This window comes from Streptomyces sp. NPDC057623 (genome assembly GCF_042800355.1).
Taxonomy (GTDB): domain Bacteria; phylum Actinomycetota; class Actinomycetes; order Streptomycetales; family Streptomycetaceae; genus Streptomyces.
The window spans coordinates 123462-144530 of the sequence record NZ_JBHVGZ010000006.1 but is presented as its reverse complement, the minus strand read 5'-3'; the positions used below and the strand labels follow the sequence as shown (position 1 = coordinate 144530).

Annotated in this window: 20 protein-coding genes and 2 pseudogenes; 15 read left to right on the top strand and 7 right to left on the bottom strand. The window is 71.6% G+C overall.

Annotated elements, in window-relative coordinates:
* Window positions 1-17: 17 nt before the first annotated feature.
* Genes ACFU95_RS09250 through ACFU95_RS09240 form a run of 3 tightly spaced genes read left to right on the top strand, consistent with a single transcriptional unit; the run spans window position 18 to window position 2079 of the window.
* Window positions 18-956: a PAC2 family protein gene (locus ACFU95_RS09250; RefSeq protein ID WP_383824023.1), complete on the top strand. Its 939-nt coding sequence runs from the start codon at window positions 18-20 to the stop codon at window positions 954-956.
* 56 nt (window positions 957-1012) lie between these two features.
* Complete coding sequence (gene coaE / locus ACFU95_RS09245) at window positions 1013-1648, top strand: dephospho-CoA kinase (protein WP_383824019.1); 636 nt, start codon at window positions 1013-1015, stop codon at window positions 1646-1648.
* A gap of 50 nt (window positions 1649-1698) precedes the next feature.
* A complete protein-coding gene (locus ACFU95_RS09240) occupies window positions 1699-2079 on the top strand; it encodes a tetratricopeptide repeat protein (protein WP_383824016.1) in 381 nt (126 codons plus the stop codon).
* A gap of 52 nt (window positions 2080-2131) precedes the next feature.
* Here the strand turns inward: ACFU95_RS09240 and ACFU95_RS09235 are convergent, their stop codons facing one another.
* Window positions 2132-2425 (bottom strand): DUF6343 family protein, encoded by a 294-nt coding sequence (locus tag ACFU95_RS09235; RefSeq protein ID WP_383824013.1) that lies wholly within the window; start codon window positions 2423-2425, stop codon window positions 2132-2134.
* A gap of 64 nt (window positions 2426-2489) precedes the next feature.
* Here ACFU95_RS09235 and ACFU95_RS09230 point away from each other — a divergent pair, with 64 nt between their 5' ends.
* Entirely contained in the window at window positions 2490-3419 is a 930-nt protein-coding gene (locus ACFU95_RS09230; RefSeq protein WP_383824012.1) for an acyltransferase domain-containing protein, read from the top strand.
* Between the two features lie 87 nt (window positions 3420-3506).
* Window positions 3507-3950, top strand: coding sequence for a DoxX family protein (locus ACFU95_RS09225; protein ID WP_383824009.1), 444 nt, complete (start codon window positions 3507-3509; stop codon window positions 3948-3950).
* Window positions 3951-4067: 117 nt separating this feature from the next.
* On the opposite strand, the gene ACFU95_RS09220 is transcribed toward ACFU95_RS09225, so the two are convergent.
* On the bottom strand, window positions 4068-4610 hold the full coding sequence (locus ACFU95_RS09220) for an RNA-binding S4 domain-containing protein (protein ID WP_383824007.1): 543 nt from the start codon (window positions 4608-4610) through the stop codon (window positions 4068-4070).
* Window positions 4611-4678: 68 nt separating this feature from the next.
* On the opposite strand from ACFU95_RS09220, the gene ACFU95_RS09215 reads away from it, so the two are divergent.
* Window positions 4679-5383, top strand: a complete 705-nt coding sequence (locus ACFU95_RS09215) for a uracil-DNA glycosylase (RefSeq protein ID WP_383824004.1) — start codon at window positions 4679-4681, stop codon at window positions 5381-5383.
* Window positions 5384-5445: 62 nt separating this feature from the next.
* Window positions 5446-5685, top strand: a pseudogene (locus ACFU95_RS09210) (prolyl aminopeptidase); the annotation flags it as partial.
* Here the strand turns inward: ACFU95_RS09210 and ACFU95_RS09205 are convergent.
* Window positions 5682-6344, bottom strand: coding sequence for a GntR family transcriptional regulator (locus tag ACFU95_RS09205; RefSeq protein WP_383824002.1), 663 nt, complete (start codon window positions 6342-6344; stop codon window positions 5682-5684). The pseudogene ACFU95_RS09210 and the gene ACFU95_RS09205 overlap by 4 nt on opposite strands.
* A 220-nt stretch (window positions 6345-6564) precedes the next feature.
* Here ACFU95_RS09205 and ACFU95_RS09200 point away from each other — a divergent pair, with 220 nt between their 5' ends.
* Window positions 6565-8049 (top strand): NCS1 family nucleobase:cation symporter-1, encoded by a 1485-nt coding sequence (locus ACFU95_RS09200; protein ID WP_383823999.1) that lies wholly within the window; start codon window positions 6565-6567, stop codon window positions 8047-8049.
* Window positions 8050-8054: 5 nt separating this feature from the next.
* Window positions 8055-8813: an aspartate/glutamate racemase family protein gene (locus ACFU95_RS09195; protein WP_383823996.1), complete on the top strand. Its 759-nt coding sequence runs from the start codon at window positions 8055-8057 to the stop codon at window positions 8811-8813.
* 63 nt (window positions 8814-8876) lie between these two features.
* Here ACFU95_RS09195 and ACFU95_RS09190 read toward each other — a convergent pair.
* The 3 genes and pseudogenes from ACFU95_RS09190 to ACFU95_RS09180 form a co-directional block, all read right to left on the bottom strand.
* Window positions 8877-9323 (bottom strand): annotated as a pseudogene (locus tag ACFU95_RS09190) (GNAT family N-acetyltransferase); the annotation flags it as partial.
* Window positions 9320-9745, bottom strand: coding sequence for a RidA family protein (locus ACFU95_RS09185; protein WP_383823993.1), 426 nt, complete (start codon window positions 9743-9745; stop codon window positions 9320-9322). The pseudogene ACFU95_RS09190 and the gene ACFU95_RS09185, both read right to left, overlap by 4 nt.
* A 136-nt stretch (window positions 9746-9881) precedes the next feature.
* On the bottom strand, window positions 9882-10454 hold the full coding sequence (locus tag ACFU95_RS09180) for a hypothetical protein (protein ID WP_383823990.1): 573 nt from the start codon (window positions 10452-10454) through the stop codon (window positions 9882-9884).
* A 279-nt stretch (window positions 10455-10733) separates the two neighbouring features.
* On the opposite strand from ACFU95_RS09180, the gene ACFU95_RS09175 reads away from it, so the two are divergent.
* From ACFU95_RS09175 to ACFU95_RS09165, 3 genes are all read left to right on the top strand, one after another.
* Window positions 10734-11534 (top strand): nucleotidyltransferase domain-containing protein, encoded by an 801-nt coding sequence (locus ACFU95_RS09175; protein ID WP_383823987.1) that lies wholly within the window; start codon window positions 10734-10736, stop codon window positions 11532-11534.
* A 235-nt stretch (window positions 11535-11769) separates the two neighbouring features.
* On the top strand, window positions 11770-12729 hold the full coding sequence (locus tag ACFU95_RS09170) for a serine/threonine-protein kinase (RefSeq protein WP_383823984.1): 960 nt from the start codon (window positions 11770-11772) through the stop codon (window positions 12727-12729).
* 290 nt (window positions 12730-13019) lie between these two features.
* Entirely contained in the window at window positions 13020-14093 is a 1074-nt protein-coding gene (locus ACFU95_RS09165) for a hypothetical protein (protein ID WP_383823982.1), read from the top strand.
* A 317-nt stretch (window positions 14094-14410) separates the two neighbouring features.
* Here the strand turns inward: ACFU95_RS09165 and ACFU95_RS09160 are convergent, their stop codons facing one another.
* A complete protein-coding gene (locus ACFU95_RS09160) occupies window positions 14411-16849 on the bottom strand; it encodes a SpoIIE family protein phosphatase (RefSeq protein WP_383823979.1) in 2439 nt (812 codons plus the stop codon).
* Window positions 16850-17083: 234 nt separating this feature from the next.
* On the opposite strand from ACFU95_RS09160, the gene ACFU95_RS09155 reads away from it, so the two are divergent.
* The 3 genes from ACFU95_RS09155 (at window position 17084) to ACFU95_RS09145 (ending at window position 21040) form a co-directional block, all read left to right on the top strand.
* Window positions 17084-17374 carry a response regulator transcription factor gene (locus ACFU95_RS09155; RefSeq protein WP_383823976.1) on the top strand — a complete coding sequence of 97 codons (291 nt, stop codon included), beginning with the start codon at window positions 17084-17086 and terminating at the stop codon, window positions 17372-17374.
* A 170-nt stretch (window positions 17375-17544) separates the two neighbouring features.
* Window positions 17545-19536 (top strand): FUSC family protein, encoded by a 1992-nt coding sequence (locus ACFU95_RS09150; RefSeq protein WP_383823973.1) that lies wholly within the window; start codon window positions 17545-17547, stop codon window positions 19534-19536.
* Between the two features lie 139 nt (window positions 19537-19675).
* Entirely contained in the window at window positions 19676-21040 is a 1365-nt protein-coding gene (locus ACFU95_RS09145) for an amidohydrolase (protein WP_383823970.1), read from the top strand.
* The last annotated feature ends 29 nt before the right edge of the window (window positions 21041-21069 follow it).

The window sequence follows — 21069 nt, the reverse complement described above, 5'->3', positions numbered from 1 at the left end:
GAGGAGGAGCGGTCACAGTGCTTGATCCGCAGGGTTTGTACGCATGGGAGCCGAAGGGCCTGGCTGTCGTCGACATGGCGCTTGCGCAGGAGTCGGCCGGTCTTGTCATGCTCTACCACTTCGACGGATACATCGACGCGGGGGAGACCGGCGACCAGATCGTCGAACGGGTCCTGGACTCGCTGCCCCACCAGGTCGTCGCCCGCTTCGACCACGACCGGCTGGTGGACTACCGCGCCCGCCGCCCGCTGCTGACGTTCAAGCGCGACCGCTGGGCCGGGTACGAGGTGCCCGGCATCGAGGTGCGGCTGGTGCAGGACGCCACCGGGGCGCCCTTCCTGCTGCTGTCGGGGCCCGAGCCGGACGTGGAGTGGGAGCGCTTCGCCGCGGCCGTCCAGGAGATCGTGGAGCGGCTCGGCGTGCGCATGTCGGTGAACTTCCACGGCATCCCCATGGGCGTCCCGCACACCCGCCCGGTCGGCATCACCCCGCACGGCAACCGCACCGACCTCGTCCCGGGCCACACCAGCCCCTTCGACGAGGCGCAGGTGCCCGGCAGCGCCGAGTCCCTGGTCGAGTACCGGCTGATGGAGGCCGGGCACGACGTCCTCGGCATCGCCGCGCACGTCCCGCACTACATCGCGCGGTCCCCGTACCCGGACGCGGCGCTGACCGTCCTGGAGGCGGTGACGGGGGCCACCGGGCTCGTCCTGCCCGCCATCGCGCATTCCCTGCGCACGGAGGCGCACCGCACGCAGAACGAGATCGACCGCCAGATCCGCGAGGGCGACGACGAGCTCACCAACCTCGTCGAGGGCCTGGAGCACCAGTACGACGCCGTCGCCGGCGCCGAGTCCCGCGGCAACATGCTCGCCGAGCCGGTGGACATCCCGTCGGCCGACGAGATCGGCCTCGAGTTCGAGCGGTTCCTCGCGGAGCGGGAGGGCGACAACTGAGGGCCGACCGGGCCTGCCGGGTGTTGATGTCAGCGGCAGGCCCTAAGCTGCCGGTCATGTTGAAGGTGGGACTGACCGGCGGCATCGGTGCCGGCAAGAGCGAGGTGTCGCGGCTGCTCGTGGAGCACGGGGCCGTGCTGATCGACGCGGACCGCATCGCACGCGAGGTCGTGGCGCCCGGTACGCCCGGTCTCGCCGCCGTCGTCGAGGCGTTCGGCGCGGATGTGCTCGCCGAGGACGGCAGCCTCGACCGGCCCAAACTGGGCTCGATCGTCTTCGCGGACCCGGACCGGCTCACCGTACTGAACTCGATCGTTCACCCCCTCGTCGGCGCCCGCTCCCGTGAGCTCGAAGAGGCCGCCGCCGAGGACGCCGTCGTCGTGCATGACGTCCCGCTCCTCACGGAGAACGCTCTCGCGCCGCTGTACGACGTCGTGGTGGTCGTCGACGCCGCCCCCGCAACCCAGCTCGACCGGCTCGTCCGGCTGCGCGGCATGACCGAGGCGGACGCACGCGCGCGTATGGCCGCGCAGGCGACGCGTGAGAAGCGCCGGGAGATCGCGGACATCGTCATCGACAACGACGTACCGCTGGATGAGCTGCGGCGTCGCGTGACCGAGGTGTGGGACGAGCTGGTGCGTCGATCCCATGGGGCACAGGGGAACCGGCAGTCCCGGGTGCCTCAGGAATAGCCGCTGCCCGTTTGCGCGTTGAAGTCGTCCAGTGAGGGAAGGACTTTGCCGTGCCCGAGACCAGCGGTTCGACCGGACGTACTCCGGAGACGCATGTCATCGACTTCCGCGCCGCCGAGCAGCTGCTCGCCGCGCGGGATCCGCGGGGCGCGGTGAAACTGCTCGACGGGGTCATCGCCGTGCACCCGGAGAACACCGCCGCCCGGCTGCTGCGCGCGCGAGCCTTCTTCGCCGCCGCGCAACTGCGGCCCGCCGAGCTGGAGTTCACCATCGTCCTGGAGCGTGAGCCGGACAACGCGTTCGCGCACTTCGCGCTCGCCCGGACCTACGAGCGGCAAGGCCGGGGCGACCAGGCCAAGCGCCACTTCCGGCTGGCGGCGGCGCTCGATCCGAACCCGCAGTACCTGAAGGCGGCTCGGTTCGACGCGTGAGCGGTGACCAGGGGGTGATGGTGCTCCGGTGCGGCTGATGCTGCTGGTGCGACTAGGGGTGGCGGTTCCGCGGGCGCGGCCCGAAGGGACGGTTCTCGGGTGGGGGATACGGCGGTATGTCGCGGCCGGGCTGGTAGTGCGGGCCCTGGTGGATGTGCCGGAGGACCATGGCCGTGTCGATCGTGATCACCAGCCACAGGACCCCGCAGGCCACCGCCCAGCCGGGGCGTCCCACCAGCGCGAAGGCCGCGGTCCCGAAGATCGCCCACACCAGGCCCCACACGCACAGCCACAGGCGGGCCCGCAGTGCACTGCGCGCCGTCGTCGGCTCACTGCCCGTACGCATCGGAATCACCGCTCCTCCTTGAAACGTACTCCTCGTATTCCGTGTTCTCCTCGCAGGGGGCCTCGTGCTGCCGGACACCGATGAACTGCCCGAAGTTCTGCTCGACCTCGGGGTACCCCACGAGGACATCAACGACCTCGTACGCATGGCCCGGCGGGTGACGGACGACCCGGAGCTGCGCCAGGTCCTGGAGCGGACCGTCGGCGAGCTCGTCCGGGGGATGGGGGAAGTCGGCGGGCCGGTCGACCTGCCCGACCTGGACTGGCCCTCGGGCGCCCTGCAGCGCTGTTTCCCCGTGTACGTGTTCGTCGCGGCGCTGCCGGCCACGCGCGCGTACCACCGTGAGCACGGCATTCCGGCCGACGTCACCCTGCGCACCCTCGCCGACCTCGGGCGGAACATGGCCGTGCACCGCAGGCGGTACGGCCGGGCGGGCGTGCAGGCTCCGTGGTGGCTCGTCCATCACTTCCGCGGCGAGCTGTACCAGCTGGGGCGGCTCCAGTTCGAGCGGGCGCGGCTCGGGCAGCGGACCGGGACGCGGCTCGCGGCGGCCGGACTCGACGTGGGGCCGGACTCGCGCTGCCTCAACCTGCACATCCCCGACTTCCGCGGGCCGCTGTCCCCGGCCGCGGTCGACCGGTCCCTGGCGCTCGCCCGGGAGTTCTTCGCCCTGCACTTTCCGCGGGAGCGGTACCGGGCGGTGACCTGCCACTCCTGGCTGCTGGACCCGCAGCTCAGGAAGTACCTTCCCGGGGACTCCAACATCGTCCGGTTCCAGGAGCGCTTCGGCGTCGCCCGCGAGGAACGGGAGCCGGCCGACACCGAGCCGGTCCAATTCGTCTTCGGCGACCCTGGGCTGCCCGTCGAGGGACTGCCGCGCCGCACGGCCGTGGAGCGGGCCGTCGGGGACCATCTGCGGGCGGGCGGGCACTGGTACATCGGGCACGGGTGGCTGCCGTTCGAACCGTTCGCCCCGTTCGACGCAAGGGTGTGAAACTCCGTTCGTACGCCGATGAGTTCTGGGGCGACCCCCGGTCTATCTCTGTGACAGCACGACGGACCGCTTCACACAGGAGACCCCATGTCCGAGACCACCGCCTCCGCACCTGCCTCCGCCATCGCCGAGTCCGCGACCCCTCGCGGCCGCCGGGCCCGTATCGCCCTGCGCGGCCTTCAGATAGTGCTCGCTCTCTTCTACGCGGTCGCGAGCGCGCTGCCCAAGCTGATCGCGCACCCCTCGGCCCTGGAGAGCTTCGAGGAGATGGGCTGGGGCAGCGCGGGCATGTACGCCGTCGGCGTCCTCGAACTGGCCGGTGCCGTCGCCCTGTTGATCCCGGTGCTCCAGTCGGTGGCCGCGATCGCGCTGAGCGCACTGATGGTGGGCGCCTTCGTCGTCCAGCTGGCCTATTTCGGCGGTGAGTACGCCCTCACACCGGTCATCCTGATCCTGCCCCTCGCCCTCATCGCGTGGGCGCGGCGAGGCTCGAACGCGGAGCTGCTGCGGTTGGTGCGACGACGGGACTGACGGGACCGACGGGACCGACGAGACCGGGAGGACCGACGACGGGGACGTACGGCAATGTGGCGTCCGGCGGGCCGAGTGCCCGGGCCGGACGCCATCGCCGTATGTCAGCGCCGTATGTCAGCGCCCGCGGGGTTCTCCCGCCCCGCCGTCCATGAGCCCGCGCAGCCGTTCCATCTCGCGCCGGTCCCGCTTGGTCGGTCGGCCCGTGCCGCGGTCGCGGAGGCCGGCCGGGGCGACGGCCTCGCGCGGCGGGGGAGGGGGCGAGTTGTCGACGTAGCACTGGGCCGCCACCGGTGCGCCGACCCGCTTGCTGATGAGTCGCTTGACGACGACGATCCGCTCCCGGTTCTCCTGGCGCAGTCGTACCTCGTCGCCGACGCGCACGGAGTGGGAGGGCTTCACGTTGTGCCCGTTCACGCGCACGTGCCCGCCCTTGCAGGCGGTGGCGCCCATGGAGCGGGTCTTGACCAGGCGTACGGACCAGATCCAGCTGTCGACGCGTACGCTTTCGCCGCTCCGCGGACCGGCGGCCTCGGCGGCGGCCACGGCCGCGGCGACGCTCGGGTCGACGGTCTGTTCCGTGTCGGCCGTGCCCGGCTGCCCCTCGGCCGTGCCGCCGCCCGTCTCCCTGTCGTCCCCGTTGTCATCCTCGGAAGCCATGCCTCGACCTTAGCCCGCGAACCGGGCCGCGACGGCTGTACCGGTGCGACGGTGACTACGGTGGAGTGGTGGATGCCCTCACTGACCTCGACCGGCGGATCGCGGGCTGCCGGGCCTGCCCGCGGCTGGTCGACTGGCGTGAGGAGGTGGCCCGCACCAAGCGCGCCGCCTTCGCCGACCAGACGTACTGGGGCCGCCCGGTGCCTGGCTTCGGCCCGCCGGACGCCCGGCTGCTGATCGTGGGGCTCGCCCCGGCGGCCCACGGCGGCAACCGGACGGGCCGGATGTTCACCGGTGACCGCTCCGGTGACGTGCTGTACCAGGCCCTGTACGACGTGGGTCTCGCCTCGCAGCCCACCTCGGTCGCCGTCGATGACGGCCTGGAGCTGTACGGCGTACGCGTCACGGCTCCCGTGCACTGTGCTCCGCCCGCGAACAAGCCCACCCCGGGTGAGCGGGAGACCTGCCGGTCCTGGCTCGTGGCGGAACTCGGACTGCTGCGGCCGACAGTGCGGGCGATCGTCGTACTCGGCGCCTTCGGCTGGCAGGCGACGCTGCCCGCGCTGGCGCAGGCGGGGTGGAGCGTGCCCCGGCCGCGGCCCGCGTTCGGGCACGGGGCGCACGTCGTGCTGGACGGCGTCGACGCTCGCGGCGGGCTCGACCTCTTCGGGTGCTTTCACGTCAGCCAGCGCAACACCTTCACCGGCAGGCTCACGCCCGTGATGCTGCGGCAGGTGCTCAGCGAGGCGGCGCGGGCGGCCTCCCTCACCTGAGGCGGGTCGAATGAGGCGACCGGGCGGCCGTACGGACGCTACGGTGCCCGGATGCCTCGTTACTCGGCGAAGGCAATGAGGAGGGCGTCGTCCTGCGGGACGCGCCCCTGCTCGCGGGTGTTCCGGGCACGCTCGTCCAGGGCAGCCTCGACCCCGGCAATCTCCTCGGCGTCGTCTGGCGCCTGCACCACGCCTGGCCGGGCAGTGAGCTGATCGTCATCGACGACGTGGGCCACAACGCCGGAGCGCCGGGTGTGGCGGACGCGCTGGTGGCGGCGACGGACAAGTACGCGGGACGCTAACCGGCCTCCTCCCCGAACAGCTGGCGCATCGTCGACCGGTAGTTGGTCTGCACATGGGCCAGCGCGTGCGCCCGCGCCCGTGCCGGGTCACCGGACGCTATCGCCTCGTACAACTCCCGGTGTTCCACGAGGAGTTGGGGCCACTCCTCGTTGCGTCGGGTCATCCAGCGCAGGCGCCCGGCGACCGGTTCCAGGGCCTCGATCAACAGGTTGTTGCCGGCCATGGCGATGATGCGGTCGTGCAGTCGGCTGTTGACGTCCGTGATGCTCTCGGCGTCCTGCGCCTCGGTCGCGGCGGCCGCCTGGTCGAGGAGCCGCTCGACCTCGGCCAGGTCCTGCGGTGTCGCCCGTGACGCGGCGAGTCCGGCCGCGTACACCTCCAGCGCCTCGCGCAGTTCGAAGAGCTCCCTGACGTCGGCCGGGGTCAGTCGGCGTACGACCGTACGGCGTGCCGACTCGAAGTGGACGAAACCCTCGACGACCAGCGCCCGGATCGCCTCGCGGACCGGCACGCGCGAGACCCCGAGGCGTTCGGCCAGTTCGCGCTCGACCAGCCGGTCACCGGGCCGCAGGCGCCCGGCGATGATGTCCTGCCGCAGGGTCGCCAGGACGCGTTCCCGTACCGCGCCGATGGGTTCGATCTTCGTCGTGGAGCTCATGGGGCCATTTTGGCCGACTCGGGGTGTGTTTTACGGAGCGTTAACAAGAGCGACATCGGTCAGAACTGTTGACGGGAGGACCATGTCCGCAGTTTGGTATACCAAACAATCCGCGAGCACCCCTCGCGAGCAGTCCCCCCGCGACCACCCCCCGCGAGGAGGCCCCCACAAGCAGTCCCCTCCACAAGCAGTCCTCCGTCCCCTGGCTCCTGGAGGCCACGTGTCCCTCGCCGACCGTGCCGAAGTCACCGGCACAGCAGCGTTCGTCCCCGATCCCAGGCTCACCAACGAAGACCTCGCGCCCGCGGGCAAGCGCAACTGGAAGGTCTTCGACCTCTTCGCCCTGTGGATGTCCGACGTCCACAACCTCGGCAACTACACGTTCGCGGCCGGCCTGCTGGTCCTCGGCATGAACGTGTGGCAGGTCTTCACGTCGTTGCTGGTCGGCTTCGTGCTGATCTACATCGGCATGAACTGGATGGGGAAGATCGGCCAGCGCCACGGCGTCCCGTTCCCCGTCGTCAGCCGCATCAGCTTCGGCGTCTGGGGCGCCAACATCCCGGCGCTGATCAGGGCCGTGATCGCCATCATGTGGTACGGCATCCAGACGTACCTGGCCTCGGTCGCCGTGAACGTGATGCTGCTGGCCGCCTGGCCGGGCCTGGAGTCCTGGACCCACAGCTCCTTCCTGGGCCTGCACGCGCTCGGCTGGGTCTCCTTCCTCTCGCTCTGGTTCATCCAGGCGTTGATCATCAGCCAGGGCATGGAGTCGGTGCGGAAGTTCCAGGACTTCTGCGGTCCCGCGATCTGGGTGGTGATGATCGCGCTGGCGGTCTGGATCCTCGCCAAGGCCGGCTGGACGATCTCGCTCACCAGCACCCCGCACCCGGTCTCCGTCGGTGAGCAGTGGCGGCAGTGGTTCGGCGCGATCGGCCTGATCCTCGCCACGTACGGCACGCTGATGCTCAACTTCTGCGACTTCTCGCGCTTCGCGCCCGACTACCGCACGGTCCGCAAGGGCAACTTCTGGGGTCTGCCCATCAACTCGACGGCGTTCGTGGTCGTCTCGGTGATCGTCACGGCCGGTTCGCTGGAGGTGTTCGGCGAGGCATTCACGGATCCAGCGGAGCTGGTGGCGAAGGTCGGCAACACCTGGATCCTGGTCCTGGCCGCCCTGACGTTCGCCATCGCCACGATGGGCGTCAACATCGTCGCCAACTTCGTCTCACCGGCGTACGACCTGGCCAACGTCTGGCCGCAGAAGATCACCTTCAAGGTCGGCGGCATGATCAGCACCGTGGCGGCGCTCGTCGTGACCCCCTGGAACCTCTTCAAGAACCCGGCGGTCGTGAACTACTTCCTGGGTGGCCTGGGTGCCTTCCTGGGCCCGCTGTTCGGTGTGATCATGGTCGACTACTACCTCGTCAAGCGCGGCCGGGTCGACGTCGACGAGCTGTTCTCCGCCGAGCCGGGCTCGCGCTACTACTACCGCAAGGGCGTCAACCCCAAGGCGCTGTGGGCGTTCCTGCCGGCGGCGGGGGTCGCGGGGGTGCTGGCGCTGGTGAAGAAGTTCAGCGACGTGGCGCCGTACTCGTGGTTCATCGGGACGGCGATGGCGGCGGGGCTGTACCTGGTGCTGTGCCGCGGTGAGCGTGCCGAGGCCGCCATCGAGACCGGTACCGATTCCAAGACGCAGGAGGTCTGAAGGACGTGCGGATCGTCGTCACCAACTGCAACACCACGCAGGAGATGACCGAGGAGATCGTACGAGGTGCCCGGGCCGCCGCAGGCCCGGGCACCACCGTGCGCGGACTGACCCCCGCGTGGGGGCCGGAGTCGGCGGAGGGCTGGCTCGACAGCTACCTCTCGGCGGCGGCCGTGATGGACGCGCTGCGGACGTACGAGGGACCCGAGTACGACGCGGTCGTCATGGCCGGCTTCGGGGAGCACGGGCGGGAGGGCGTCCGGGAGCTGGTGGACGTACCGGTCGTCGACATCACGGAGGCGGCCGCGCACCTGGCCTGTCTGCTCGGGCGTCGGTACGGCGTGGTGACCACGCTGGAACGGTCCTGCGGGCAGATCGAGGACAGCCTGGAGACCGCCGGTGTGGGCCGTAACTGCGTCGCCGTGGTCGGTACCGGGCTCGGCGTGCTGGAGCTGGAGGACGGCGAGCGTACCGAGTCCGCCTTCCTGGCGGCCGCCGAACGGGCGCGGGACGCGGGCGCCGAGGTCCTGGTGCTGGGCTGTGCGGGGATGACCGGGTTGCAGCGCACGGTGGGGGAGAAGCTCGGGGTTCCGGTGGTCGACGGAGTGGGGGCGGCCGTCAAACTCGCCGAGTCGCTGGTGGGGTTGGGGCTGACGACGAGCCGGGCGGGGACCTACGCGAAGCCGCTGCCGAAGCGGCGGGTGTGGGGGCCGGGGTCAGGGGACGGTCGGGGCGACGAGGGTGTGGTCCGGGGCGGCGCGTGAGCTGACCGGGGTGACCGGGATGTGGTCCGGGGTGACCAGGGTCTGGTCCGGGGTGACGACGGAGGGGTGCCAGACGTACCGCACGTCCGGCTCCCGCTCCTCGTTGCCGCTGCCGTCCGTGTACTCGACGGCGACGAAGCCGTGGCGCTCGTAGAAGCGGTGCGCGGGCTTGTTGACCTGGAAGGTCCACAGGCTCAGTCCGCCGGGTCTGCGTTGCTTGGCGAGGTCGACGAAGCGGTCGCCTATGCCGCGGCCCCGCCAGTCGGGGGCGAGGTAGAGCTGGGACAGCTGGTCGCGGTCGAGCACCATGACGCCGACGACGCGGTCGGCGGCCTCGGCGACCCAGGTCTCCCTGAGCAGGACCACCACCTCCCGGAAGTAGGTCCGCACGTCGTCGTCGGAGCGCGGCCGCACGACCGTCGGCAGGGCGGCGGCGAAGGACCGCAGCCACACGTCGGCGGCGGCCCCGGCGTCGGATGCGGTGGCGCGGCGGAGCGCGACAGAGGTCACGGCCGTGCCCCTCGCACCGGCTCCTCGGGAACGACGGCGGTGGCCGTGATCTCCACCAACTGCCCCGTGTAGCCGAGGCAGGCCACGCCCAGCAGCGTCGACGAGTGCGGACCGGTGCTCAGCCCCGACGCCTCGACGACCTCCCAGACGGCGGACAGCACCGCGGTGTCACCGCTCACGACGTACACCTCGGTCGACAGGACGTGCGCCAAGTCGCTGCCGACGACCCGCAGTTGCTCCTCGAGGTTGGCGATCACCTGCTCGGCCTGCCGCACGGGGTCGCCTTCGCCGACGAGGTTCCCGTCGCCGTCCAGGGGCACGGAACCGGCGAGGAAGGCGAGTCTCGTACCGGCCTCGACGACGGAGGCGTGGGAGTAGGTGGGGGGAGGAAAGAGAGCGGGGGAGGTGACGCGCCGGATCATGGGGGCTCCTGGGGCTGTCCGAGACTTCTTGTGTCGCACGGCGACAACCCGCCGATCATCCGGGCCCCGGCCCGCGCGCGCATCCGAATTTCGGAGGTGACAGCGGACCGTGCCCGGGGGACCGTGCCCGGGGGTGTCATCCGGGCGGTCGACCGCGCTTGCGTTCACGCAGCCGGCGTTCGCACTCCCGGGCGAGAGCCGGGTGTGCCTGGGAGATGGCCGCGTAGACGCGGCGGCGCAGCAGTTCCTCGGCTGCCGCGCGACCGGTACGGCCGGACAACTCGGCGAGGATCTCGTCGTACCGGGCCATTCGATGGCGTAGGTAATCGACCTTCCAGCGGTCGAGCGCGCGGGGCTCGGCACCCTCGACCGTGGCGGGATCCGCGACATGGCCCCCACGCCACAACGCCCGCTCCTCGTCCAGGCGGTTGTGGTGCTCGACCGCCAGTGCCGCCAGCCTGTCCGGGGCCGGTCCCGGCACCTCGATGGGCTCCGCCGCGATCCGTGCCAGCACCTCGCGCCGCCTGCGCAGAGCGGCGGTCCGCGCGGCAGCCGACCGCCGCGCGGCAACCGCCGCAGCGGCGCGGAACTCCTCGCTCCGCTCGACGGCTTGTACGCGCTCGATGCTGTAGAGGCGGGTCCGAGGGGCGGAACGCAGGTGCGGGTTGGTGCGCAACAGGTCGGGTTCGCCGAGTAGTTGGCGCACCATGCCGGGCGTCCAGCCACGGGACCGCAGTCCGGCTGCGGAGAGGTGCGTGCGGGGTGGTTGGGGAGGTCGAGGTGGCGCCTGGTCGCGGTTCCCCGGCTCTGGATTCTTCTCGTGCGTCGCCATCAGTGCTTCCCCCGTCGCTGTTACGCTGAGTGACGAGTTCATTGATAACCTGCGCCACTGACAATGCGACGAAACGGCAGGTCAGGGCCATGGGCGGGCGGAGTCGACCTTCGTAATCGCGTGGAGAGACGGCGCGCGGCTCCATATGCTGCACGTATGCCTGCCCATCCTGAGCCCGCCCTCCCGGATCCCGTCTTCCTCGCTGCCACCGCCGACCGCCTGGCCTCCCTCCCCGCCGTCCGGGCCGTCGCCCTCGGCGGCTCCAGGGTGCAGGGCACCCACAGGCCGGACAGTGACTGGGACCTGGCCGTCTACTACCGAGGTCCCTTCGAGCCGGACGACCTGCGTGCCCTCGGCTGGGAGGGAGAGGTGTCGGAGGTCGGCGGCTGGGGTGGCGGTGTCTTCAACGGGGGAGCGTGGCTGACGATCGAGGGGCGGCGGGTGGACGTCCACTATCGCGATCTCGACGTGGTGGAGCGGGAGTTGGCGGAAGCGGAGGAGGGGCGGTACCGGGTGGAGCCGTTGCTGTTCCATCTCGCGGGGATTCCCAGCTACCTGGTGGTGGCGGAGTTGGCGATCAACCGGGTGCTGCGGGGCGAGCTGCCGAGACCGGCCGCCTATCCCGAGAGGCTGCGGCGCACGGCGAGTGAGCGCTGGTACGGCACGGCCCGGGCCACCCTCGCCTATGCGCGAGCCAACCACGCTCCGGCGGACCGCCTCACCGAGGTCGCGGGTTCCCTCGCCGTGGCCGCCGTACAGACCGGGCATGCCGTGCTGGCGGCGCGCGGGGAATGGGTGACGAACGAGAAGCGGCTGCTGGAGCGGGCAGGGCTGCGGGGCATCGATGGCGTCATCGGGACTCTGGGCACCCGCCGAGATGGGATGAGCTCGGCGGTCGCCGAAGCGGAGAGGCTCTTCGAGCGGGTGACCGAGGGGGCGGCGGCGCCGCGCGAGTGACGTCCGGGCGGCCACTCCGTGGTCCGCCTTGGCCACCGTATCCGCGCGCTCCCGTCCCGCACTCGTCCCGCACCCGCCCTGACCTGCCGTCCCTGCCGTCCCTTGAGGGGTGTGGCCGGTCCAGTGGATCAGCAGGACAATTGCGTATGTATGGGGTGTTTTGTCGATCGAGTGATGCGGTGCCCGTGGGGCGTCGGCGGCGTGGTGGCCGGTGAGGTGCGGATGGGGGTAGGTGATGGGCGCGGGACTGGTCGGGGAGCGGATCGCTGGCTACCAGGTGGAGTGCGAGCTCGGTCGCGGCGGGATGGCCGTGGTCTACCGGGCGAGGGATCTGCGTCTGGAACGTACGGTGGCGTTGAAGCTGCTGACCCCGGACATGGTCCGCAACGACACCTTCCGCCGTCGTTTCGCCCACGAGCAGCGGGCGGCGGCGGCGCTCGACCATCCGCACATCGTGCCGATCTTCGAGGCCGGTGAGACGAACGGTGTCCTGTACATCGCCATGCGGTACGTCCCGGGGCTGGATCTGCGGGCCCTGCTCGACCGGGACGGTCCCCTGCCGGTCAAGACCGCGCTGCGTATCGCCGCACAGGTGGCGTCCGCCCTGGACGCGGCTCATGAACACGATCTGGTGCACCGGGACGTCAAACCCGGCAACGTGCTGGTGGCCCGGGGTACGGACAGTGACCACCCCGAGCATGTCTATCTCACGGATTTCGGGCTGACGAAGAAGTCGCTGTCGCTGACCGGGCTCACGTCCGTGGGCGAGTTCGTCGGCACCCTCGACTATGTGGCACCGGAGCAGATCGCGGGCCGCCCGGTGGACGGCCGGTGCGATCTGTACAGCCTTGCCTGTGTCGTCTACGAAACGATCGCGGGCCGGCCGCCCTTTCAGCGGGACGACAGCATGGAACTGCTCTGGGCGCACCAGTACGACCAGCCGCCTGCCCTGAGCGAGAGGCGGCCGGACGCGCCACCGGCGATGGACGAGGTCGTGGCGCGAGCCCTGGCCAAGGTCCCCGAGGACCGTTACGACTCCTGCCTGGAGTTCGTGGCGGCGTTGCGCACCACGGCGCAGGGTCCCGTGCCGGAGCCGGCGGCCCATCCGCCGACCCAGGTGGACCGGGCTGTGGGGGCGCTCCCGCATCCGCCCCTGTGGGCCCGGCCGGTCTTCGAACGCCGTCCCGGTCGCTGACGGGGCGTGTGGCGTCGTGTGCTGAACAAGGCGTAGGCCAAAGCTATCTGACGGTTTGTCAGTTCCGTGCACGGTCGCTACGTACGTCCTGCGAGGGTGGGCGGGCTCGTGACTCCCCGGGTGGGGGTGCCGTGCTTTTACCTGACGGTTTCAGGTCCGTCAAGTCCCGAGCTCTCGGAACGTGACCCGGCCGGCCAGGGAGGGCCTACTGGAAGTGCGCCTCACCGGACAAACCGGAACGAAATGAGGCAGACGGGCACCAACAAGTGCCGATCACTTCAGGAGGAATCATGAACTCTGCCACCCGCACTCGCGAGAACGTCCGCCCCAAGCGCCGGCTGGGTCTGGCCACGGCAGCGGTGTCGGCCGCGGTCGTCGCCGGAGGCGTCATCCTCCCGGCCACCGCCGCAACGGCGGCCCCGATGTCCTCCCAGTCGGCGGGGACCATGGCGCCCCAGGGCGAGGACAAGCACAAGGACAAGGACAAGGACAAGAAGAACTACTGCTGGAGCGACCAGCACAAGAAGCGTCTCAAGGACTACAAGGACCACAAGGGCGACAAGGGCGGCAAGGGCTTCAGGGGTCACAAGGACGACAAGGACAAGGACCACAAGGACAAGGACAAGCACAAGGGCAAGGACCACAAGGGCAAGGACAAGTGGGAGAAGGAGTACTACTGCTGGGCGGGCGGCAAGAAGTTCTACTGGGAGCAGAAGTACGAGTGCTACTTCGTAGTAATCAAGCACGTCAAGCGGTACTTCTGGGACAGCCATAAGGACTACTACTACTTCGAGAAGCACTACAGCGACTGGAAGGTCAAGCACCACGACGACTTCTGGGAGGACGAGGACCACTGGAAGGACGAGGACGAGGTCAAGGACGAGCACGAGAAGGGCACTGAGACCGAGGAGGGGACCGAGGAGGGGACCGAGGAGGGGACCGAGGAAGGCACCGAGGAGGGGACCGAGGAAGGCACCGAGGAGGGGACCGAGGAAGGCACCGAGGAGGGCACTGAGGACGGCACTGAGGAGGGCACTGAGGACGGCACTGAGGAAGGCACCGAGGAGGGTACGGAGACCGAGGAAGGCACCGGGACCGAGGAAGGCACTGGGACCGAGGAGGGCACCGGGACCGAGGAAGGCACTGGGACCGAGGAAGGCACCGGGACCGAGGAAGGTACCGGGACCGAGGAGGGCACCGGGACCGAGGAGGGCACCGGGACCGAGGAGGGCACTGGGACCGAGGAGGGCACTGGGACCGAGGAAGGCACCGGGACCGAGGAAGGCGCCGAGCCGGCGCAGCCCGATCCCGCGGAGCAGCTCGCGCCGGAGGCTCCGGCCGAGGAGCCGGCCCCGGCCGTGTGAGTCGCGGACGGTGGGCCACAACACCCACCACGACGGGGTGAAGGCAGCAGCCTTCACCCCGTCACCCTTTGCCCTTCGTCCCCCTCCGAAAGGAACCGGCGCTCATGTCCACCTTGACCTGGCAGCGTTCCCTCGCTCAGACAGCACACCCCCGCACGGTCGCCCCCCGCACAGCTGCCCCCGGTGCGGCCGCTGCCCCCGCCCGCCCCCACGCGGCGCCCGCGACCCGACGCCCGCACGACCTGGACACCGCACCTGGTCATCACCCCCGTGACCCCCCTGACGTGGGCTTTCGTCCGGGCGTGACGACGGGCCCCTCAGCTCAGGGTGAGGAACTGTTCGGCCCAGACGGTCTTGCCGGTCGCCTCGTGCCGGGTGCCCCAGCGCTGGGCGAGCTGGCCGACCAGCAGCAGGCCCCGCCCTCCCTCGTCGAAGATCCGGGCGCGGCGCAGGTGCGGGGCGGTGCTGCTGGAGTCGAAGACCTCGCAGATGAGGGTGCGGCCTTCGTGGATCAGGCGCAGCCGGACGGGCCGGCGGCCGTAACGCAGGGCGTTGGTGACCAGCTCGCTGACGACGAGTTCGGTGACGAACCCGGCCTCCTCCAGGTTCCAGGCGGTCAACTGCTCGGCGGCCAGCCGGCGGGCCCGGGCGACGACCGTGGGATCGAAGTCCAGCTCCCAGGTGGCGACCCGGTCGGCACCGAGGCAGCGGGTGCGGGCGGTGAGCAGGGCGATGTCGTCGTCCGGCGGGTGCGTCAGCATGGCGGCGAGGAGGCGGTCGCAGACCGTGTCCGGCGTCGGTGCGGGTCGGGCGAGGGTGGCGAACATCTTGTCCAGGGCCTCGTCGATGTCCTGGTCGCGCGCCGCGAGCAGACCGTCGGTGTACAGCGCGACCAGGCTGCCCTCCTCCAGCTCGGTCTCGACGGTCTCGAACGGCAGGCCGCCAAGACCAAGGGGCGGGCCCGGCGGCACGTCGAGAAAGCGCACGGCACCGTCGGGGGCGACCACGGCGGGCGGGGGGTGACCGGCCCGGGCCAGCGCCAGACGGCGGGAGATGGGGTCGTAGACCGCGTACAGACAGGTGGTGCCGATCCCCGCGGCACCCTCGGCGGCCTCCTGCGGCCCGGCCTCCTCGGCGGACAGGTGCACCACGAGATCGTCGAGGTGGGTCAGCAGTTCGTCGGGCGGCAGATCGACGTCGGCCAGGGTGCGTACCGCGGTACGTACTCTGCCCATGGTGGCCGACGCGCGCACGCCGTGACCGACCACGTCGCCCACCACCAGCGCCACCCGGGCGCCCGACAGAGGGATCACGTCGAACCAGTCGCCGCCCACCCCGGCCCGGCCGCCGGCCGGCAGGTAACGGGTGGCGATGTCCAGGGCCTGCTGGTCGGGCAGGGTCTGCGGTAGCAGGCTGCGCTGGAGGGTCATGGTGGTGGTGCGGTCCCGGCCGCGCTGCCGGGCTCGGCGAATGGCCTCGGCCGCCGTGCCCGCCAGCTGCTCGGCCAGCCACACGTCGTCCGCCGTGAAGTCCTCTCGGCGGCGGTGACGGCCCAGCAGCACCGCACCGAGCAGGCCGCTCCGGGTGCGCAACGGCACCACCATCACCGAACGCATCCCCGCCCGGCCGATCCAGGCGGCCCGAGGATCCTCCCCGACCCACCGGGCGACGGCCGGCTCACCCACCCCGTACACGGCTGACTGTCCTTCGACCAGGCACCGGGTCACCGGCGAGAGGGCCGAGTGGCGCACCGATTCCCCCGGCGCGAGGAGAACACCGCCGTCGTCGAGGACGGAGCGCACCGCGACACGGTTCAAGGTCACCCGCCCCGCCGACTCGGCCGGCAGGACGGGGTCCGTCTCGCCGCCGCGTCGAAAGGTGTCCAGTACCTCGACGGCGACGAAGTCCGCCACGGCGGGCACGGCGACCTCGGTCAGCTCCTGTGCCGTGCGCTCGGCGTCGTCGGTGGTGCCGATGCGGGGCTGGGCCTGGAGCAGTACCCGCTGCCGGACCGGATCCCCGTCCGGCGTGTGGTGCGCGACCAGGCACACCGCACGTACCTGGCCCTCCGCGTCCTTCAGTGGGGCCAGCGACGCCGGCCGGCCCTCCTCCGCACCCGCACCTCCAGGGCCCGGCAGATCCGCGACATGCTGCACCTCGCCCCTTTCCAGCACCCGTCGCATCGCCGCCTCGGCGCGGTCACTCGACGGATGCGGTGCGAGTTCCGTCAGGCGCCACCCGCGCATCTCCTCCGCGCTCAGCGACAGCGCCGACTCAAGGCCGGCATTCGCCTCCACCAGCCGCAGTTCCCCGTCGAAAACCCCAACGCTGCACGGCAGTTGGCGCAACACCCATGCCCCGAACATCCCGTCCGTCGGCAGATCCGTCCCCGGTGACGACGGCCCCTGGGCCGCGCCCGCCACCACCAGCCACTCGGCGGCCGTGCCGTCGGAAGGCCGCCGGTGTGCCAGCAGCCGCCGTGGGAGGTGCCGACCGTCCCGATGGCGCAGCACCGCCGAGCCGCTCCACTCCTGGCCCCCGGCCGCGACCCGTCGTACCCGCTCCCCGACGTCGTCGGCCAGCAGCCGCGCCGCCGGGCGCCCCACCACCTCCGCCGGCCCGTAGCCCAGGAGGCGCCCGGCCTCCTCGCTCCACCCCGTCACGATGCCGCGCTCATCCACCGTGGCCGTGCACGGACCCTGCGGCGCGACACCCGCCCGTGCCCACTCGCCGGAGGGGGAGGAAGGTCGCGCCATCACCGCTCCTCTCGCCGTTCACATCCGGCACCGCCCCCTGACCAGCATGATCCCGGCGCACACCAACCACAACCGGAGACGGCGTCGGCACGGAACCCGGCCTGTGACCCGCCTGTGACACCGGGCGGACCGGGCCATGACTTAGCCCGAACACTCTCTTTACAAGGGGCAAACCTAACCATTCAGGAATACAGGCATCCAGGCATCCAGGAATTGCCCGCTGCTTCCAAGGGAGTGAGCAGAAACGACCGCGCCGACCCGCCGGAGAACACCCCCATGTATCCCACCCTCACCGCAACCCCCACCACGACCACCACCAGGAGCACCACCGGGACCCGCGGCCTCACCCCCCGCGAGCGGGAGACCCTGCGCCATATCGCCGCCGGCCGCACCTACCTCCAGACAGCTCGCCACATGGGGCTCTCCCAGCACACCGTCGATGCCTACCTGCGCCGCATCCGAGCCAAGTTCGACGCCAACACCACCGCGGAACTCACCCGCCTCGCGATGGCCCTCGGTCTGTAGCACCCGCACTTGCGTTCATAAAGAACGCGGCCTTTCCCGGCATCGTCACATCCTCGAAATACGACCGTCCCATCCCCTCCAGGACTTGGACCTACGGTGGGCAGCACAGCCCGCCGCCCGGCCACCGTCGCCCGAAGGCACACCCCCGCCCTCGCCCCGACAGGAGCCCCGTGTCCCGCCCCGCACTCCCGGCCCTCTCTCTCCCGCCCTGGCTCGGTCACGCCCTGCGCACCCAGCGCGGACCCGTCCCCTGGAGCGCGGTCGTCCGAGGAGCCCTGGCCGCCGGGCCCCTCCTCCTCGCCGCGGTCCTCGCCGACCGCACCTCCCTCGGCGTGGTGGCCGCCATCGCCGCCATGCTCGCCGGCATCAACGACCGCCCCGGCAGCCGCCGTGTCTCCGTCACGCGGATCGGGGTGCCCGCGCTGGCGGGGGCGGCCGGGCTGTCGGTCGGGACGTACGCCGGGGAGCACCTCGGTGCCGTCCCCCTCACCCTCCTCCTCACCGGCCTCGGGCTCATCGCGGGCGGCATCAGTGCCGTCGGGTCCGTCGCCTCCGGTGCCGGTACGCAGCTCCTCGTCGCCGCCGCCATCGGGGCCGGGATGCCGTTGCCGGAGAGCGGGTGGCAGCGGGCGCTCGTCTATCTCGCCGGTGCCGCCTGGCTGCTCGGGCTTCGGCTGGCCCTCCCCACCCCCGGCTCCCTCGTCGGAGACTTCCGGTTCGACGGCGAGCGCGCCGCCGTCGGCGACGTGTACGACGCCGTCGCGGACCTCCTCGATGCCGTCGGCACACCCCATGCCACCGCCCGCCGCATCGCGCTCACCGCAGCCCTCGACCACGCGCAGGACGCCCTGACCGGGCCCCGGCTGCGGCGGTACGCCTCCTCGTCCGCCGAGCGACGGCTGCACGCGCAGTACGCCGCCGCCCTGCCCCTCGCCGAGGCCGCCACCGCGCTGGCCTGGGCGGGGGAGGGCGCGGCCGAGCGGGCTTCCGAAGGGCCGCGCCGGCTCGCCGCGGCCGTACGCGGCAACACCCACACCGGCCCCCTCCCCGCGCCCTCCCGCTCCGCGCCGGCCCTGCGCGCGCTCGACGACGCCCTGCTGCATGCCGCCGAGGCGTTCGACCGGGGGACGGGCAACAGCGACCTGCACACCCGGCGCCGTACGGCCAGGGACCGGGTCCGGGCCGTCTTCGGGACCGGCGGGCGGGAGTACGGGCTGCGTGTCGCCCTCGGGTTCGGAGCCAGCGCCGCCATCGCCCAGGCCCTGCACCACGCCCAGTGGTACGGGCAGCACGAGCACTGGTACTGGCTCCCCGCCACCGCCGTCTTCCTCGTCAAGCCCGACCTCGGACCGCTCGTGTCGCGGGTACTGTGCCGGGCCGCCGGCACCGTGCTGGGAGCCCTGCTCTTCGCCGGGTTCGCGGCCGTACTGCCCCGGCCCGAAGGGCTCATCGCGCTCGTCGCCCTCAGCGGCGCCCTCATCCCCGTGGCCACCCGGCACTTCGCCGCCCAGACGGCCGTGGTGACCGTGCTCGTGCTCGCCCTGGTGATGGTGGGCGGCGAGCCGCAGGCCTCCGCGAGCCGGATCGGGGAGACGCTGCTGGCCTGCGCGATCGTGCTGGTCGTGGGGCATCTTCCGATGCCGGGGCAGCGCGGCGGAGGCGTACGGGCGCGGCTCACCGCGGCCAACCGGGCCGCGTACGCCTATCTCGCCCATGTGCTGCGCGAGTCGGGCGCCGACAACGACGCGTCGGCCGCGCGCGGCTGGGGCAGCGACCGCGGCGACACCCGGGCCCCGCGCGAATCCCCCGTCCATGACGTGCCGAACGGTCATGACCCGGGCCGCTCCGACGCCCGTGCCCTGCGCTGGACCCTGCGCCGCGAGGCCTACCGTGCGCTCGCCGAGGCCCGTACCGCCATCGCCCTCGGCGCCGCGGAACTCCCCGCGCTCGCCCGGCACACGGAGGGCGCGGACGACGTCGTCGACACGCTCGAACGGCTCGTCGACACGACCACCGCGTGCGCCGTGCACCTCGACGACTCGGGCCGGCTCACGCCCTGGCACACCGCCCGGCTCACCGAGTTGCTGCAAGAGCTCGCGCAGGAGCGCGACCGGGTCGGGCTACGCGGTCCCGGGGCCCCCGAGGTGCCGCTCGCCGGCTGAGACCGGCAGGGCCCGTACACGGACCAGGCCGCCCCCGTGCCGGTCGCCGCTGTCCGCACGTCCGTCGCGAACCCCTGCGACGTCACCACGGCCGCCACTTTCCCGGCGATCTCCTACGACCGCGTCGTAGGTTGGCGTGATGACGCCTTCTCCCGCAGAAGCTCCCGCCGACCTCATCATCACCGGATGCACCGTCCTCGTGCACGACGATCAGGAGCGGATCGGGTTCGAGGAGAACGCCGCCATCGTCCTGCGAGGGGGAGTCGTCGAGACGGTCACGACCGCCGCCGCCGTACGCGACCGGCCCGCCGTCGAGCGCCTCCACGCGCCGGGCCAGGTCGCCCTCCCCGGCCTCGTCAACTGCCATACCCACGCCCCCATGGTGGCCCTGCGCGGGGTCGCCGAGGACCTGCCCACCGAGGAGTGGTTCAACGACGTCGTCTGGCCCGTCGAGTCCAACCTCACCGAGAAGCACGTGGAGCTGGGGGCGCGGCTCGCCTGCGCCGAGATGATCCGCGGCGGCGTCACCTGCTTCGCGGACCACTACTTCTCGATGGACGCCGTCGCCACGGTCGTGGAGGAGTGCGGGATCCGGGCACACCTGGGGGAGGCCTACTTCTCCTCCCAGGGCCCCCAAGGGCGGGAGAAGTCACTGGAGTTCGCGCTACGGCATCGCGGCGGCGCCGGCGGCCGTATCACCACCACCCTCGCCCCGCACGCCCCGTACACCGTCGACGACGCGGACCTGGCCGCGACCGCCCGGCTCGCCGCCGAGCACGGCCTGCCCGTCCACCTCCACGCCTCCGAGAACCGCGACCAGGCCGAGACCAGCCTCGCCCGCCACGGCGTCACCCCCGTCGAGGTGCTCCAGCGCACCGGGATCCTCGACGTCGACGTCCTCATCGCGCACGGCACGGGCATCCTCGACCGCGACCTGCCGGTCCTGCGGAACGCCTCCGGCCGTACGGCCGTCGCCACCGCGCCCCGCGGCTACCTCAAGTTCGCCTGGCCCACCACCACACCCGTCCGCGCCCTGCACGACATCGGCATCCCCGTCGGCCTCGCCACGGACGGCGCCGCCTCCAACAACTCCCTCGACGTCTGGGAGTCGATGGCACTCACCGCCCTCATCCAGAAGTCCACCACCGGCGATCCCCGCTGGCTGACAGCACGTCAGGCCCTGCACCACGCCACGCTCCAGAGCGCCCGCGCCGTCGGGCTCGGTGAGGTGGTCGGCAGCATCGCGCCCGGCCGGCGCGCCGACATCATCCTGGTCGACCTCACCGGCCCGCACACCCAGCCCGTCCACGACCTCGCCGCCACCCTGGTCCACAGCGCCCGCTCCTGCGACGTCCGCACGACGATCGTGGACGGGCGGGTCCTGATGCGCGACCGGCAACTGCTGACGATCGATGTGCCCGCTGTCGTAGGGGAGTTGGCGGAACGCATGCCGGAGCTCCTGGACCGCGGCCACGGCCGGCGGATCCAGGAATACGACACATAGAAATCTCCTGAAATTCTCCGGGCGGGCGA